General features: G+C 71.9%; 12 protein-coding genes. 7 read left to right on the top strand and 5 right to left on the bottom strand.

The features are described 5' to 3' along the window. Window positions 1–4 precede the first annotated feature (4 nt). From QDS12_RS13190 to QDS12_RS13180, 3 genes are read right to left on the bottom strand one after another with little or no spacing between them, the layout of a single operon-like run. Window positions 5–994 carry a glycosyltransferase family 2 protein gene (locus QDS12_RS13190; protein ID WP_279879516.1) on the bottom strand — a complete coding sequence of 330 codons (990 nt, stop codon included), beginning with the start codon at window positions 992–994 and terminating at the stop codon, window positions 5–7. Continuing rightward, the gene (locus tag QDS12_RS13185; RefSeq protein ID WP_279879515.1) at window positions 991–1,941 is read right to left on the bottom strand and encodes a glycosyltransferase family 2 protein; all 951 of its coding nucleotides are present in this window, start codon (window positions 1,939–1,941) and stop codon (window positions 991–993) included. Before QDS12_RS13185 ends, QDS12_RS13190 begins: the two co-directional genes overlap by 4 nt. A gap of 43 nt (window positions 1,942–1,984) precedes the next feature. Beyond that, window positions 1,985–3,463 (bottom strand): LCP family protein, encoded by a 1,479-nt coding sequence (locus QDS12_RS13180; protein WP_279879514.1) that lies wholly within the window; start codon window positions 3,461–3,463, stop codon window positions 1,985–1,987. A 160-nt stretch (window positions 3,464–3,623) separates the two neighbouring features. On the opposite strand from QDS12_RS13180, the gene QDS12_RS13175 reads away from it, so the two are divergent. From QDS12_RS13175 to QDS12_RS13165, 3 genes are read left to right on the top strand one after another with little or no spacing between them, the layout of a single operon-like run. Then, entirely contained in the window at window positions 3,624–4,886 is a 1,263-nt protein-coding gene (locus tag QDS12_RS13175) for an LCP family protein (RefSeq protein WP_279879513.1), read from the top strand. Next, the gene (locus tag QDS12_RS13170) at window positions 4,883–5,764 is read left to right on the top strand and encodes a crotonase/enoyl-CoA hydratase family protein (RefSeq protein ID WP_279879512.1); all 882 of its coding nucleotides are present in this window, start codon (window positions 4,883–4,885) and stop codon (window positions 5,762–5,764) included. The genes QDS12_RS13175 and QDS12_RS13170 overlap by 4 nt, the downstream gene beginning before the upstream one ends. Before the next feature lie 17 nt (window positions 5,765–5,781). Beyond that, window positions 5,782–5,973, top strand: a complete 192-nt coding sequence (locus QDS12_RS13165) for a hypothetical protein (RefSeq protein ID WP_279879511.1) — start codon at window positions 5,782–5,784, stop codon at window positions 5,971–5,973. Here the strand turns inward: QDS12_RS13165 and QDS12_RS13160 are convergent. Then, complete coding sequence (locus QDS12_RS13160; protein ID WP_279879510.1) at window positions 5,970–6,704, bottom strand: dienelactone hydrolase family protein; 735 nt, start codon at window positions 6,702–6,704, stop codon at window positions 5,970–5,972. The two genes, QDS12_RS13165 and QDS12_RS13160, sit on opposite strands and share 4 nt — an antisense overlap. A 37-nt stretch (window positions 6,705–6,741) precedes the next feature. Next, complete coding sequence (locus tag QDS12_RS13155; protein WP_279879509.1) at window positions 6,742–7,878, bottom strand: mechanosensitive ion channel domain-containing protein; 1,137 nt, start codon at window positions 7,876–7,878, stop codon at window positions 6,742–6,744. Between the two features lie 74 nt (window positions 7,879–7,952). On the opposite strand from QDS12_RS13155, the gene QDS12_RS13150 reads away from it, so the two are divergent. The 4 genes from QDS12_RS13150 to QDS12_RS13135 all read left to right on the top strand — a co-directional run bounded on the left by QDS12_RS13150 (window position 7,953) and on the right by QDS12_RS13135 (window position 12,590). Beyond that, window positions 7,953–10,019 (top strand): glycosyltransferase family 39 protein, encoded by a 2,067-nt coding sequence (locus tag QDS12_RS13150; protein ID WP_279879507.1) that lies wholly within the window; start codon window positions 7,953–7,955, stop codon window positions 10,017–10,019. After that, window positions 10,016–11,203, top strand: coding sequence for a bifunctional glycosyltransferase family 2/GtrA family protein (locus QDS12_RS13145; protein ID WP_279879506.1), 1,188 nt, complete (start codon window positions 10,016–10,018; stop codon window positions 11,201–11,203). The genes QDS12_RS13150 and QDS12_RS13145 overlap by 4 nt, the downstream gene beginning before the upstream one ends. Window positions 11,204–11,270: 67 nt before the next feature. Continuing rightward, window positions 11,271–11,981 carry a hypothetical protein gene (locus tag QDS12_RS13140; RefSeq protein WP_279879505.1) on the top strand — a complete coding sequence of 237 codons (711 nt, stop codon included), beginning with the start codon at window positions 11,271–11,273 and terminating at the stop codon, window positions 11,979–11,981. A 102-nt stretch (window positions 11,982–12,083) separates the two neighbouring features. Next, window positions 12,084–12,590 carry a hypothetical protein gene (locus QDS12_RS13135; protein WP_279879504.1) on the top strand — a complete coding sequence of 169 codons (507 nt, stop codon included), beginning with the start codon at window positions 12,084–12,086 and terminating at the stop codon, window positions 12,588–12,590. Window positions 12,591–12,598 lie beyond the last annotated feature (8 nt).

Raw genomic sequence — 12,598 nt, 5'->3', positions numbered from 1 at the left:
TCGGTCAGTCTACGGACGACGGGGGAAGGCTCCGCATTCCCCGCGCCGACCGTAGGGCTCGGATCACGTTGCTCGCCTCCCCGCGGCGACCGCGCAGCAGCGACAGCACGGTGACGGCGACCGTGATCGCCCACGGCTTCGCCCGCACCAGCGCGTTCTCGCCGTAGCGGAGGTGGACGACGAAGAGGTTCCGGTACATGAAGAACCCCTTCCAGCTGCTGAGGTCGTGCTGCTGGCTGAAGTCCAGCTGGCGCACGAGGCGCGCGTCGCGGATCGCCCAGATGCGGAACCCGGCACGCCGCGCGCGCAGGGCGTAGTCCACGTCGTCGTAGAAGATGAAGTACGACGGGTCGGGCAGGCCGATCGTGTCGACGACGCGGCGGCGGACCATGAACCCCTCGAAGGCGACATTCTCCAGCTGGACCCGCTCGGGCATGCGCGCGCGGTCGCCGTAGCTGCTCATCACGCTGGCCGTCTTCGGCTTGACGGCCAGCGGGTTGGCCAGGTCGAAGCGGGTCGCGGCCAGCTCGATGAGGCTGCCGTCGGTGTTCTCGCGCACCGACATGAGGCAGTTCTCGTCGAGCCCCATCAGCACCGTGAGGCAGTCGGGCGCGGGGACGACGTCGTCGTCCATGAGCCAGATCCGGTCGAAGCCGGCCTCGTGGGCGGCCTTCATGCCGGCGTGGAAGCCGCCCGCGCCCCCGAGGTTCTTCTCGGTCCTGATCACCCGCAGCCCGGGGAGGCCGCTCGCCTCGAGGACGGCGGCCGTGTGGTCGGTGCTGGCGTTGTCGACGACGATGACGGCGTCGGCCGGCCGCTCGAGCCTGGCCAGTCCGTCGAGCAGGTTCACCAGCAGGTCGGCCCTGTTGTAGGTGACCACGACGATCGCCACGGTCTCGATACGCTCGCTGGCGCTCGCTCCTCGACCAGCGACAGCTTCGTTGGTCGAGGAGCCGTCGTGAGGGACGAGCGAGGATGTATCGAGACCGCTCATCGGAGGTACCTCCCGTGGCCGGTGAAGTCACCGCGCAGCCCCGCGTACATCGCCCGTGCGCTGAGCGCGAGGCGGCGCGGCGAGGGCCGGGTGAAGGTGTAGAACCACGCCGTCTTCACGACGAACGCGAGCGCGTGCGGCCAGCCGTTGTAGTCGCGCTGGTTGACCAGGTTGTTGCGGGCCATGCAGTAGTGCTTGAGGTCGCTCGGGCTGTGGTTGTAGGTCGTCCGGCCGAACATCATCGGCGTGCCGAGGCTGCCGACCGACGGATGGAGGAAGCGGGCACCGGCCACCGTCGCGATGCGGGCACCGGCGGCCTCGGCCCGCAGGCGGTACTCGTGGTCGTCGCCCCAGATGAAGAAGTCGGCCCGCGGGATGCCGATCCGCTCCACCAGCTCCCGGGTCACGAGGACCCCGTTGAACGGGATGACGATGCCGTCGAGGACGCCGTCGCTCGCGGCCCGCTCCACGGCTGCGACGTCGTGGACGACGCGGGTCCCGCCGGGGAGGCGGATCGGGAACACGAGCCGCTCGGGCGCCGCCTCGTCGACGACGACGGGCCCCCAGAAGTCGCGGTCGCGCACGGCGAGGAGCCGGTCGAGGCAGTCGGACGCCGGTACGCCGTCGTCGTCCATGAGCCAGACCAGGTCGGCGCCGCGCTCGACGGCCCAGGCGACCCCCTCGGCGAATCCTCCGGCGCCGCCGGTGTTGCTGGTCAGCGTGCGCGCGACGACCCGGCGCTCGGCGTGGCCGTCGGCACCCTCGGCACCGGGCTCGAGGGACGCCAGCCACTCCGACGTACCGTCGGTCGAGGCGTTGTCCACGACGAGCACCTCGTCGACGCCCGCGACGGTGTCGAGCCGCTCGAGGAGGCGTTGGAGCAGGCTTAGGCGGTTGAAGGTGACGACGACGGCGGCGATGCGCGGTCGGTCGCCCTGCTCAGTCACGCGGGCCACCCTAGGTCTCGGCCGGCTCCAGCGACGAAAGGGGTCAGCAGGCCGAGGCGAGGTCGTCGGACTGGTTCGCGGCGTAGCCGGTCTTGAGGGAGCCGATCGATCCGCCCGTGACGACCTTCGTGGCGCCGCTCGACGCCGATCCGCCCGTGGACGGAGCGGACGGGTCCTTCGTCGGGGAGGAACTCTTCGCGGGCTTCTTGCCCTCGGCACGGTCGATCGCGGTCGTGATCATCCGGCGGACCTTGGGGATGTCGGGGTGGGCGGTGACGATCGCGGGCGGGACGAGCGAGACCGACGCGACCTTCTGGCCCTTGGCCTTCAGCGCCAGCGACACGAACCTGCCCACCTCGCTGGCCGGGATGCTGGTCGACACCATGTTGGAGCCGGCCTTCGCGATCTCGTCGAAGTGGGCGAGCACCGTCTGCGGGCTGACCTGCTGCAGCATCGCGCTCATCACGCACTTCTGGCGCGCCATCCGCGAGTAGTCGTCGGAGTCGTGGCGGGCGCGGGCGTACCAGAGGGTCTCCCAGCCGTTCAGCTTGCGCGTGCCGGTCTTGAGGTGCGTGTAGAACTTGTCGCCCGGGATGCCGACCGGGATCGCCTCGCGGACGTCGAGCGTGACGCCGCCGACCGCGTCGACCAGGTCCTGGAAGCCGGACAGGTTGACCATCGCCCAATAGTTGATGTCGAGGCCGGTGATCCCCTGGATGCCCTCGAGGGTGGCCTCGATGCCGGGGTCGTCGTAGTCCTTGAACAGGTCGGCGTGGTCGCCGGCCCAGGTGCTCAGCGAGTTGAGGTAGCAGCCGTCGCAGTCGTAGCCGTGCGGGAACTGCTTCGCCAGGACCGACCCCTTCGGGAAGGGGAAGTCGGACATGTTGCGTGGCAGGCCGACGAGCACGGTCTTGCCCGTGTGGGCGTCGATGGAGGCGATGGTCATCGAGTCGGTGCGCAGGCCCCAGCGCGTCTTGCCGCCGTCGCTGTCGCCGCCGATCAGCAGCACGTTGAACCGGCCGTCGTGGGCTCCGACGACCTCGTCGCCCGCGAAGGTGGCGAGCACCGAGCTGCGCATGACGCCGACGGTGTGCGAGCCGAAGAGCAGGACGCCGGCGACCACCAGGCACATCGCGCCGTTGACGCCGAGCAGCACGCGCCGGTGGGTGAGCTGCAGGGACAGCGGCTGGCCGATCCGCCAGGCGTCGACCAGCAGCGCGGCCCACGCGACGGCGAGGACCATCAGGCCCAGGCGCAGCAGCTGCAGCACCGACGGGTTCGTGAAGGTGCTCAGCGCACGCTCGCGATCGACGAGGGCGATGACGACGGAGCCGCCCGCGAGCAGCAGCAGGCCGACCCAGAGCCGCATCGCGATGCGCCCCAGCCGGGCGTTGCCGGCGACGAGCTGGGCGGAGCCCGGGAGGACCAGCGTCATGACCAGCAGACCGACGGCACGCCGGTAGCGGACACGAGCGGCGCGCTCGGCGCACGTGCTGCGGGCGGACGCGAAGGGCTGCGACATGGTGACTCTCTGAGCAGTCTGAGACGACGGGGGAAGATTCAGGCGTGCGAGCCAGGACTGGCACCGCCAGTATCACCAGTCACATCGGTCACAGATCGCAGCGACACGCGCTGAGCCGTCGACGCGGGCTCTCTGGGAGACGCCCGGTACCTTCGTCGCCATGGCAGATCGACCCGGCAGCTCGGGAGAGGGTCCCGAATTCGACTGGCTCTACGGTGGGCGCGGCCGCTCCGGCGGCCGGTCGGGCTCCCCGCAGAAACCCGAGGCCACCCGGGCGATTCCGGTCCAGCCCCGTGCTCAGGGCGCACGCAGCGCGCCGGGCGGCACCCGGGGCGGCGCGCAGCCGGCGCCCACCCAGGTCCGGCGCACCTACGACCAGCGCCCGGCGCAACCGCCGGCCGCTCCCCCGCTGGCGCCCACGCCCGGCGACGGCCGGGGCGACGGCGCGGGCGGCGGTCGCCGCCTCACCTTCAAGACCGTACGTCGGATCATCTACGTCCTGCTCCTGGTCTGGATCGCCAGCATCGTGTGGGTCGGACTGTCCTTCCCCAAGGCGCTCAACCGGGTCGACTGGGAACCCAGCGGCGCCCGTCCGGCCGACCAGCCGGGCACCAACTACCTCGTCGTGGCCAGCGACTCCCGGAAGGGACTGTCGAAGGCGCAGCGCCGCCAGCTGCACACCGGCGGCGACGTGGGCCAGCGCACCGACACGATCAAGCTGCTCCACACCGGCAGCGGCCCCAACCTGCTGATGACGATCCCGCGTGACTCCTACGTCCCGATCCCGGGCCACGGCAGCACCAAGATCAACGCCGCCTTCGCCTACGGCGGCCCGGAGCTGCTGGTGAAGACCATCGAGCAGAACACCGGCATCCGGATCGACGGCTACGTCGAGATCGGCATGGGCGGCCTGGTCAACCTGGTCGACGGCGTCGGCGGCATCACGATCTGCCCCCAGACGAACATGAACGACCCGCTCGCCAACCTCCACGTGAAGAAGGGCTGTCAGCAGGCCGACGGCGTGAAGGCCCTGGCCTACTCCCGCTCGCGGCACGCCCAGAAGCTGGGCGACCTCGGCCGCGGCGAGGCGCAGTCGGAGGTGATCGGCCAGATCGGCAAGAAGGTCGCGACGCCCGGCACCCTGCTGAACCCGTTCAAGCTCAACGGCCTCAAGGACGCCGCGTCCGGGATCGCCGTGGGCAAGGACATGAGCACGATCGCGATCGCCAAGTTCGCCTGGGCGTTCCGGTCCGTGTCCGGCGGATCGGCGCTGACCTGCGGCGTACCGATCTCGGACATGTACATCCACTGGGACGAGGCCCGCGCGAAGAAGATGTTCGGCTACGTCATCAACGACCGGACGAAGGACATCCCCAAGAACCTCTGCACCCCGTCGGGCCTGCCCAAGTCGGTCACCGGATGACCTACGAGACCGTCAGCGTCGAGGTCGACGACGACGGCATCGCGACGCTGACCCTCGACCGTCCCGACGCCCTCAACGCGTTCAGCGTGACGATGGCGCAGGAGCTCGAGGCGTTCTTCCTCGGCGAGGCGCGGTCCGACGACGTCAGGGCCGTCGTCGTCACGGGCGCCGGGCGGGCGTTCTGTGCCGGGATGGACCTGTCTCGCGAGGGCAACGTCTTCGGCCTGGACGAGACGCTGCGGCCGACGCCGGAGTCGATCCGGGAGCACTGCGCCAACGGGTGGGACGACCCGGCGTACGCCGACGGGGTGCGCGACACGGGCGGACGGGTCACCCTCGCCATCCACGCGTTGCCCAAGCCGGTGATCGCCGCGATCAACGGGCCGGCGGTCGGGATCGGCGCCACGATGACGCTGGCGATGGACCTGCGGCTCGCCTCGACGACGGCGCGGATCGGCTTCGTCTTCGGCCGCCTCGGCATCGTGCCGGAGGCCTGCTCCACCTGGTTCCTGCCCCGCGTCGTCGGCCTCCAGCAGGCGCTGGAGTGGGTCTACTCGGCCGACATCCTCACCGCCCGACAGGCGTACGACGGGCGACTGCTCCGCTCGCTCCACGAGCCCGACGACCTGCTGCCCGCTGCCCAGGAGCTGGCCCGCTCGTTCGTCGTCGGCCGCTCCCCCGCGGCGCTCGGACTGGCCAAGCAGCTAGTCTATCGCAACGCCGCTGCCGCAGATCCGCTCGAGGCGCACCTGTCGGACTCGCTGGCGATGTTCTACACCTCGATCGCCGACGGCAAGGAGGGCGTCGCCGCCTTCCTCGAGAAGCGTCCGCCGGAGTTCAAGGCAGTCGCCTCGGACCTGCCTCGCATCGTCCCGTAGCGAGTATTTTCGACCTCATGACCAGTCAGCCTGAGGAGTTCGAGCCGCAGACGAGGGTCGACCCCACCGAGGGCATCTCGGAGGACGACGCCGTCGACACCCTGGAGGCCGAGGAGACGGACGACCGCGAGACCTACCTCGACTCCGAGCGCCGGGCGGAGCTGGCCGATCCCGACGACGAGGACGAGGACGAGGACGAGGAGCTCTAGCCGGCCAGCACGCGGTCGAGGAGCGCGCGCAGCTCGGTCGAGGCCCGTCGCGCGCCCTCCTCGTTCCACGTCGAGGTGTCGCTCATCGTGTAGCCGTGCGGTGCGCCCGGCACGATCTCGTTGATGTGCGGCCGGCCCGCCTGGGCGAGCTCCACCTCGAGCACGGCGACGTGCTCGGGCGTGAGGCCGTGGTCCCTGTCCGCGTGCAGCAGCACGTACGACGCCTTCGACGCCGCGATGGCCCGGTGCGGGCTGCTCGGCGCGTCGGTGACCAGGCCCCCACCGTGGAACCCGCCCACCGCCTTGACCGTGTCGGGGTGCCAGCCGGCGGTGAGCAGGGCCAGCCGGGCACCCATGCAGTAGCCGGTGGTCGCGATCGGGCCCACGTCTGCGTGCTCCGCCAGCGCCGCCATCCACGCGGCGGCGTCCGGCTCGGTCCTGTCGGGGGTCAGCGCGTTGACCCGGTCCATCACCCCGGCCTTGAAGAACGCCGCCCGGTTCTCGGGGATCCGGAGGTCCTGGGTGGGCGCGAGATCGGCGGCCGAGCCGTCGCGGTAGAAGACGTTGGGCGCCAGCACGGTGTAGCCCCACGACGCGATCTCCTCGACCATCTCCGCGATCCGCGGCCGCAGCCCGATCCCGTCCATGTAGAAGAGCACGCCCGGGCCCGACCCGGCCAGGTAGGCCTCGGCGGTCCCGTCCGTCGTGGGGATCTGGATCGTCTGCACCATGGCTCGCACGCTAACCGAGCGCCGGAGCCGCTCGGCGTCAGGGCTCCGGATGCCCGCCGGCGCGGGCCGCCCGGTCCTCCGCCTGGGCGTCGCCGGTGAAGAGGCCGGTGCCGGTGGAGGGCTGTCGGAGGTAGGGGTGGCTGCTCGACTCGACGAGCTCCGTGCGCTGGCGCGGCAGGCCGTCCTCGTCGTGGCGCTGCAGCCAGCCGACGAGCTGCTCGCGCACGTGGCAGCGCAGGTCGAACAGCGTGGGCGCGTCCTTGGCGGTGACGAGGACCCTGACCCGCACGTAGCCGGCGAGGGCGTCGGTCACCTGGAGCACCTTCACCCGGCCGTCCCACAGCTCGGTGTCGGCGAGGATCCGGTCGAGTGCCGCGCGCATCGCCTGGGTGTCGACCCGCCAGTCGACGTCGAACTCGACCGCGCCCAGGAGCTCGGAGGCGTGCCGCGTCCAGTTCTCGAACGGGTTCTGGGTGAAGTACGTCGACGGCATGACGAGCCGCCGGTCGTCCCACAGCCGCACGACGACGTACGTCAGGGTGATCTCCTCGACCCAGCCCCACTCCTCCTCCACGATGACCGCGTCGTCGATGCGCAGCATGTCGCTGAAGGCGATGGTCATCCCCGCGAAGACGTTGGCGAGGGAGGACTGGGCGGCGATGCCGACGATCACGGAGATCACGCCGGCCGACGCCAGCAGGCTGGCCCCGAACGTCCTGACGCCGGGGAACGTGAACAGCGCCACCGCGATCGCGAGCACGACGACTGCGACCACCGTCAGCCGGCGCAGCAGCAGGACCTGCGTCCGCAACCGCCGCGCGGTGAGGTTGTCGGGGACGTCGGTGCGGTGCCGGCGCAGGCTGACGTCCTCGACGTAGATCAGCATGGCCCCGATCAGCCAGGCGCTCGACGCCACGACCGCGATGCGCATCGTGTGCTGGACCGCCGGCCACCAGTCCCAGGCGCCGTACGGCGTCCGGGTGACCGCGACCGCCAACGCGATCACGCCGGCGAAGGTCCGGAACGGGGCGCGTACGGTGCGCGCGAGCATGTCGCCGCGCGACCAGTAGCGGGCGGCGATGCGGAACGCGATGGTCCCGAGCACCACGACGACCAGCGCTGTCACACAGGCCGTCACCAGCGCAGCGATGAAGTTGGTCCAGGAGACGGTCATGGCTGTCGGTACCCACAGACCCCGCACAGGGCGACGGAACCGTCGGCACAGTCCGGCCGGTCAGTGTCGTCGGCATGACCACACTCCTCACTCCCCCCGCCCAGGCAGTGGCGCCCGCCGTACCGGAGCGTCGGTCGTGGTGGCGCCGGCACGGCGCACTGCTCGCGCTGCTCGCCGGGACTGCCGTCCTCTACCTGTGGACCCTGTCCGAGTCCGGCTACGCCAACTCCTTCTACTCGGCGGCCGCGCAGGCCGGATCGCAGAGCTGGAAGGCGTTCTTCTTCGGCTCGCTCGACGCCGGGACCTCGATCACCGTCGACAAGCCTCCCGCCTCGCTGTGGCTCATGAGCCTCTCGGTCCGGCTCTTCGGGCTGAGCTCGTGGAGCATCCTGGTGCCGCAGGCGCTGCTCGGCGTCGCGACGGTCGGGGTCGTGTATGCGACGGTGCGTCGCACCGCCGGGTCGACCCCGGGCCTCGTGGCGGGCGCCGCGACGGCGCTCACGCCGTCGGCGGCCCTGATGTTCCGGTTCAACAACCCGGACGCGCTCCTCGTCCTCCTGCTCGCGACCGCCGGCTACGCCACCCTGCGGGCGGCCGAGGCCGCCCGAGGCCGCTGGCTCGCGCTGGCCGGTGCGCTGGTGGGTCTCGCCTTCCTCACCAAGATGCTGCAGGCCTTTCTGGTGCTGCCAGCGTTCGCCCTCGTCTACCTGATCGCGGCGCCGACCTCCGTCCGCCGCCGCCTGCTCGACCTGCTCGGCGCCTTCGCCGCGATGATCGTCAGCGCGGGGTGGTGGATCGCGATCGTCGAGCTCGTCCCCGCCTCGTCCCGGCCCTACATCGACGGGTCGACGAACAACTCGATCCTCGAGCTGGTCATCGGCTACAACGGCCTCGGCCGGCTCACCGGCGACGAGGCCGGCGGCCTCGGCAACGGCGGCTTCAGCAGCGGTGTCGGGATGCTCCGCGTCTTCCAGGGCGTGTCCGGTGGCATGGTCAGCTGGCTGCTGCCCGCCGCGCTGCTGCTGCTCGTCGCGGGCGTCGCCTTCCGCGGCCGAGCGCCGCGGACGGACCGGCTGCGCGCCGCGCTGCTCCTGAACGGCATCGCGATGGTGACCACGGCCGCGGTCTTCTCGTTCATGGCCGGCATCTACCACGACTACTACACGGTGGCGCTGGCCCCGTGGATCGCCGGTACGGCGGTGCTGGGCTGGGTCGCCGTCTGGCGGGAGCGTCGGCTGCTGGTCGCCCGGGTCGTCCTCGCCGGCTCGGTGCTCGCCTCGGCGGTCTGGGCGTTCACGCTCCTCGGCCAGTCCGGAGAGCAGCCCTACGACGCCCTGCGCTGGCTGGTCCTGCTCGTCGGGCTCGCGGCGACCGGCGCCCTCGCCGTCGTCCACCGGCTTTCGCGGGCCCTGGTCGCCGGCGTGGTCGGCGCGGTGCTCCTCACGGGGCTGACCGGTCCGGCGGCGTACGCCGTGGACACCGTGGTGACACCGCACACCGGTTCGATCGTGACGGCCGGGCCGGTGACGTCCCTGGGCGGCCCCGGCGGGCGGCCGGGCGGCGGCGGCTTCGGCCAGCGCGGCGGGATGCCGGGCGGGACGCCGGGCGGCCAGGGCGGCTTCCCCGGTGGTGCGCCCGGAGGTGCTCCCGGAGGTGCTCCCGGAGGCCACGGCACTCCCGGCGGCATGCCGGGTGGTGGCACCGGCGGTGGTCAGGGCGGCGGCACGGGCGGGATCCTGGGCGGCGCCAGCGTCTCCTCGGAGCTGACGTCGATGCTGTCCGCGAACGCCGGCGACTACACCTGGGTGGCCGCGACGACCGGCGCCCAGAACGCGGCCAGCTACCAGCTCGCCACCGGTGAGCCCGTCATGGCGATGGGCGGCTTCAACGGCACCGCCGCGAGCCCGACCCTCGCGCAGTTCAAGGAGTACGTCGCCGCGGGGAAGATCCACTTCTTCATCGGCGGCGGCAACGGCGGCATGCGCGGTGGCCAGGGCGGCTCCACCACGGAGGCCTCGCAGATCTCCACCTGGGTGAGCGAGAGCTTCACGGCCCAGACCGTCGACGGCGTCACCGTCTACGACCTCACCCAGCAGGCGTCGGGCACGTCGAGCAACGACGCCTCGGGGGTGAGCGCATGACCGCGCTGGCCCGCGAGACCGACGCGGCCGACACGGCCGACACGCTGGCGGTCGCCACCGCCGTCGAGTTCGTCGTCCCGGTCTACAACGAGGAGCAGGCGCTGGCGGAGTCCGTCCGGCGGCTCGACGACTACCTCGACCGGCTCCCCTACCGATGCGGGATCGTGATCGCCGACAACGCCAGCACCGACGACACCTGGCCCATCGCCGAGGAGCTGGCCGCCGAGCTGCCCCGGGTCCGGGCGCTGCGTCTCGAGGAGAAGGGTCGGGGCCGTGCGCTCAAGGCGGCCTGGTCGTCCTCGACCGCCGCGGTCGTGGGCTACATGGACGTCGACCTGTCGACCGACCTCCGGGCCGTCGACCCGCTCGTGGCGCCCCTCCTCAGCGGCCACTCCGACGTCGCGATCGGCACCCGCCTCGCCCGCGGCAGTCGAGTGGTCCGCGGCCCGAAGCGGGAGCTGATCTCGCGCTGCTACAACCTGCTGCTCCGTGGGGTGCTCTCCGCCTCGTTCAGCGACGCGCAGTGCGGCTTCAAGGCGATCCGCCGCGACGTCGCGGAGCGGCTGCTGCCCCTGGTCGAGGACGGCGGCTGGTTCTTCGACACCGAGCTGCTCGTGCTCGCCGAGGAGGCCGGGCTGCGCATCCACGAGGTACCGGTCGACTGGGTAGACGACCCCGACTCCCGGGTCGACATCGTGGCGACGGCGCTCGACGACCTGCGCGGCGTACGCCGGCTGCTCGGCGGGCTCACCGCGGGCCGGATCGCCGTCGAGGGGATCGGGCGGCCGCGACCGGCGGATCCCGCGCTGCCCGCGCAGGTCGTCACGTTCGGTGCGGTCGGGATCTTCAGCACGCTGGCCTACCTCGTGCTCTATCTCGGCCTACGACTGCCGTTCGGGGCCCAGGCGGCCAACCTGGTCGCCCTGCTGACGACGGCGATCGCCAACACGGCCGCCAACCGTCGGCTCACCTTCGGGATCACGGCACGCCGGGGCGTCGTACGGCACCACGTCGCAGGCCTGGTCGCCTTCGCCCTCGGGCTCGGGCTCACCAGCGGGTCGCTCGCCCTCCTGCACGCGGCCGATCCGGGCGCGGTCCGAGTGACCGAGCTGACCGTGCTCGTGCTCGCGAACGCGGTGACGACCCTGCTGCGGTTCTTCGTCCTGAGGCGGGTGATGAGGTGATCGCCAGCACCGCGAGCAGGACCAAGGTCCGTGGCCGTCCGCCCGTCAGGAATGAGATTCTGGGACGGTGCGCCGCCCCCGTCCCGCCCAGCTGGCCGTCGTCGCGACGCTGGGCTTCCTCCTCGCCACCAACTCCCACGTCGCCGACGCCGCCCGCGTCGTGACCGGTAAGCAGATCAAGGACAACAGCGTCACCAGCGCCGACATCCGCGACGGATCGCTGTTGGCCCGTGACTTCCGCGCCGGGCAGCTCCCGGCCGGCGCCAAGGGCGCGACCGGCGCAACCGGCGCAACCGGCGCAACCGGCGCAACCGGGCCGCAGGGGGCCGAGGGCCCGCCCGGACCGGCAGGGGCGCAAGGACCGACGGGCGCACAAGGACCGGCGGGGGCGCAAGGACCGGCGGGCGTGCAGGGAGCGCCAGGACCGGGCGCGACCGTGCTCCGGGCAGATCTCGCGGCGACCACGCAGCAGCCTGCGGTCGTCGGCACCGTCGGCGAGCTGCAGGTCAAGGGCGAGTGCTCCGGCGGAATCGTCTCCGTCGCCCTGGTCGGAGCGAGCGGCGGCTACCCCGTCGTCTGGGGCGAACGGGTCGTCGGCGGCTCGGCCCCGACCGTGATCGGCGGCGAGCTGAACCCCGGGCTCTTCCCCCTGGGCAGTGCCGGCGTGCTCCATGGCACGTTCGCGGTCCACGCCTCGGAGTACGCCTTCGACCTCGTCGGCGTGGTCGGCGTGAACGGCTGCTCGGTCACCGGCTGGGCGATGCCGCTCGACGGCTGAGCACCGCCCCGGCATCCACCGGAGGGCTGGTCGCGACGCGAGCCCTGCGGCACGATGCTGACAGACCGCGTCGCCGGTGACGCGCCTGGCGGAAGGGGAACCATGAAGCAGGCGGTGCTCAACTCGATGACCGACGCCGAGCAGCAGCTCGTCAGGGAGACCTCGCGCGACGCGCTGACGGACCTGGACGAGGAGGAGCTGCTCGCGCTGCACTCCCGGATCCGCGAGGCGCGGTCGAAGTACGTGACCATCTACCGGCGGAACGCGCGCGGCGCGGTCGTGAAGCGGGGCGGGCGCGGGTTCAGCTATCCGAAGAACCAGCGCGACCGCGACAAGGCCGAGGTCTTCGAGACCGCCCTGGCGGCGGTGAGCCGGCAGGTCGCCGCGCACGCGGCGCGTGCCGCTGCGGAGCTCAAGACGTCCCGGCTCGAGGCGGCCGCCCGGACCGACGGCACCGGTCCCGAGCCGGTCGCGACGACCGCGGCCGCCGTGGAGAAGCCGGCGACGTCCCGGCGTCCGGCAGCGAAGAAGACGACGGGCGGCGTCAAGAAGGACGCGGCGAGCCAGGCGGCGGGCAGGCGGCGGCAGGCGAAGCGTGACGCACGCTGATCGCTCGT

The sequence above is a fragment of the Nocardioides sp. CER19 genome, assembly GCF_029846275.1.
Classification (GTDB): domain Bacteria; phylum Actinomycetota; class Actinomycetes; order Propionibacteriales; family Nocardioidaceae; genus Nocardioides.
The sequence above is the reverse complement of the archived record's forward strand: the minus strand, read 5'-3'. Positions and strand labels throughout refer to the sequence as shown.

Coding starts and splice junctions, on each gene's coding strand:
- QDS12_RS13190 (WP_279879516.1), bottom strand. CDS start 994: ATGAGCGGTCTCGATACATCCTCGCTCGTCCCTCACGACGGCTCCTCG.
- QDS12_RS13180 (WP_279879514.1), bottom strand. CDS start 3,463: ATGTCGCAGCCCTTCGCGTCCGCCCGCAGCACGTGCGCCGAGCGCGCC.
- QDS12_RS13175 (WP_279879513.1), top strand. CDS start 3,624: ATGGCAGATCGACCCGGCAGCTCGGGAGAGGGTCCCGAATTCGACTGG.
- QDS12_RS13170 (WP_279879512.1), top strand. CDS start 4,883: ATGACCTACGAGACCGTCAGCGTCGAGGTCGACGACGACGGCATCGCG.
- QDS12_RS13165 (WP_279879511.1), top strand. CDS start 5,782: ATGACCAGTCAGCCTGAGGAGTTCGAGCCGCAGACGAGGGTCGACCCC.
- QDS12_RS13160 (WP_279879510.1), bottom strand. CDS start 6,704: ATGGTGCAGACGATCCAGATCCCCACGACGGACGGGACCGCCGAGGCC.
- QDS12_RS13155 (WP_279879509.1), bottom strand. CDS start 7,878: ATGACCGTCTCCTGGACCAACTTCATCGCTGCGCTGGTGACGGCCTGT.
- QDS12_RS13150 (WP_279879507.1), top strand. CDS start 7,953: ATGACCACACTCCTCACTCCCCCCGCCCAGGCAGTGGCGCCCGCCGTA.
- QDS12_RS13145 (WP_279879506.1), top strand. CDS start 10,016: ATGACCGCGCTGGCCCGCGAGACCGACGCGGCCGACACGGCCGACACG.
- QDS12_RS13135 (WP_279879504.1), top strand. CDS start 12,084: ATGAAGCAGGCGGTGCTCAACTCGATGACCGACGCCGAGCAGCAGCTC.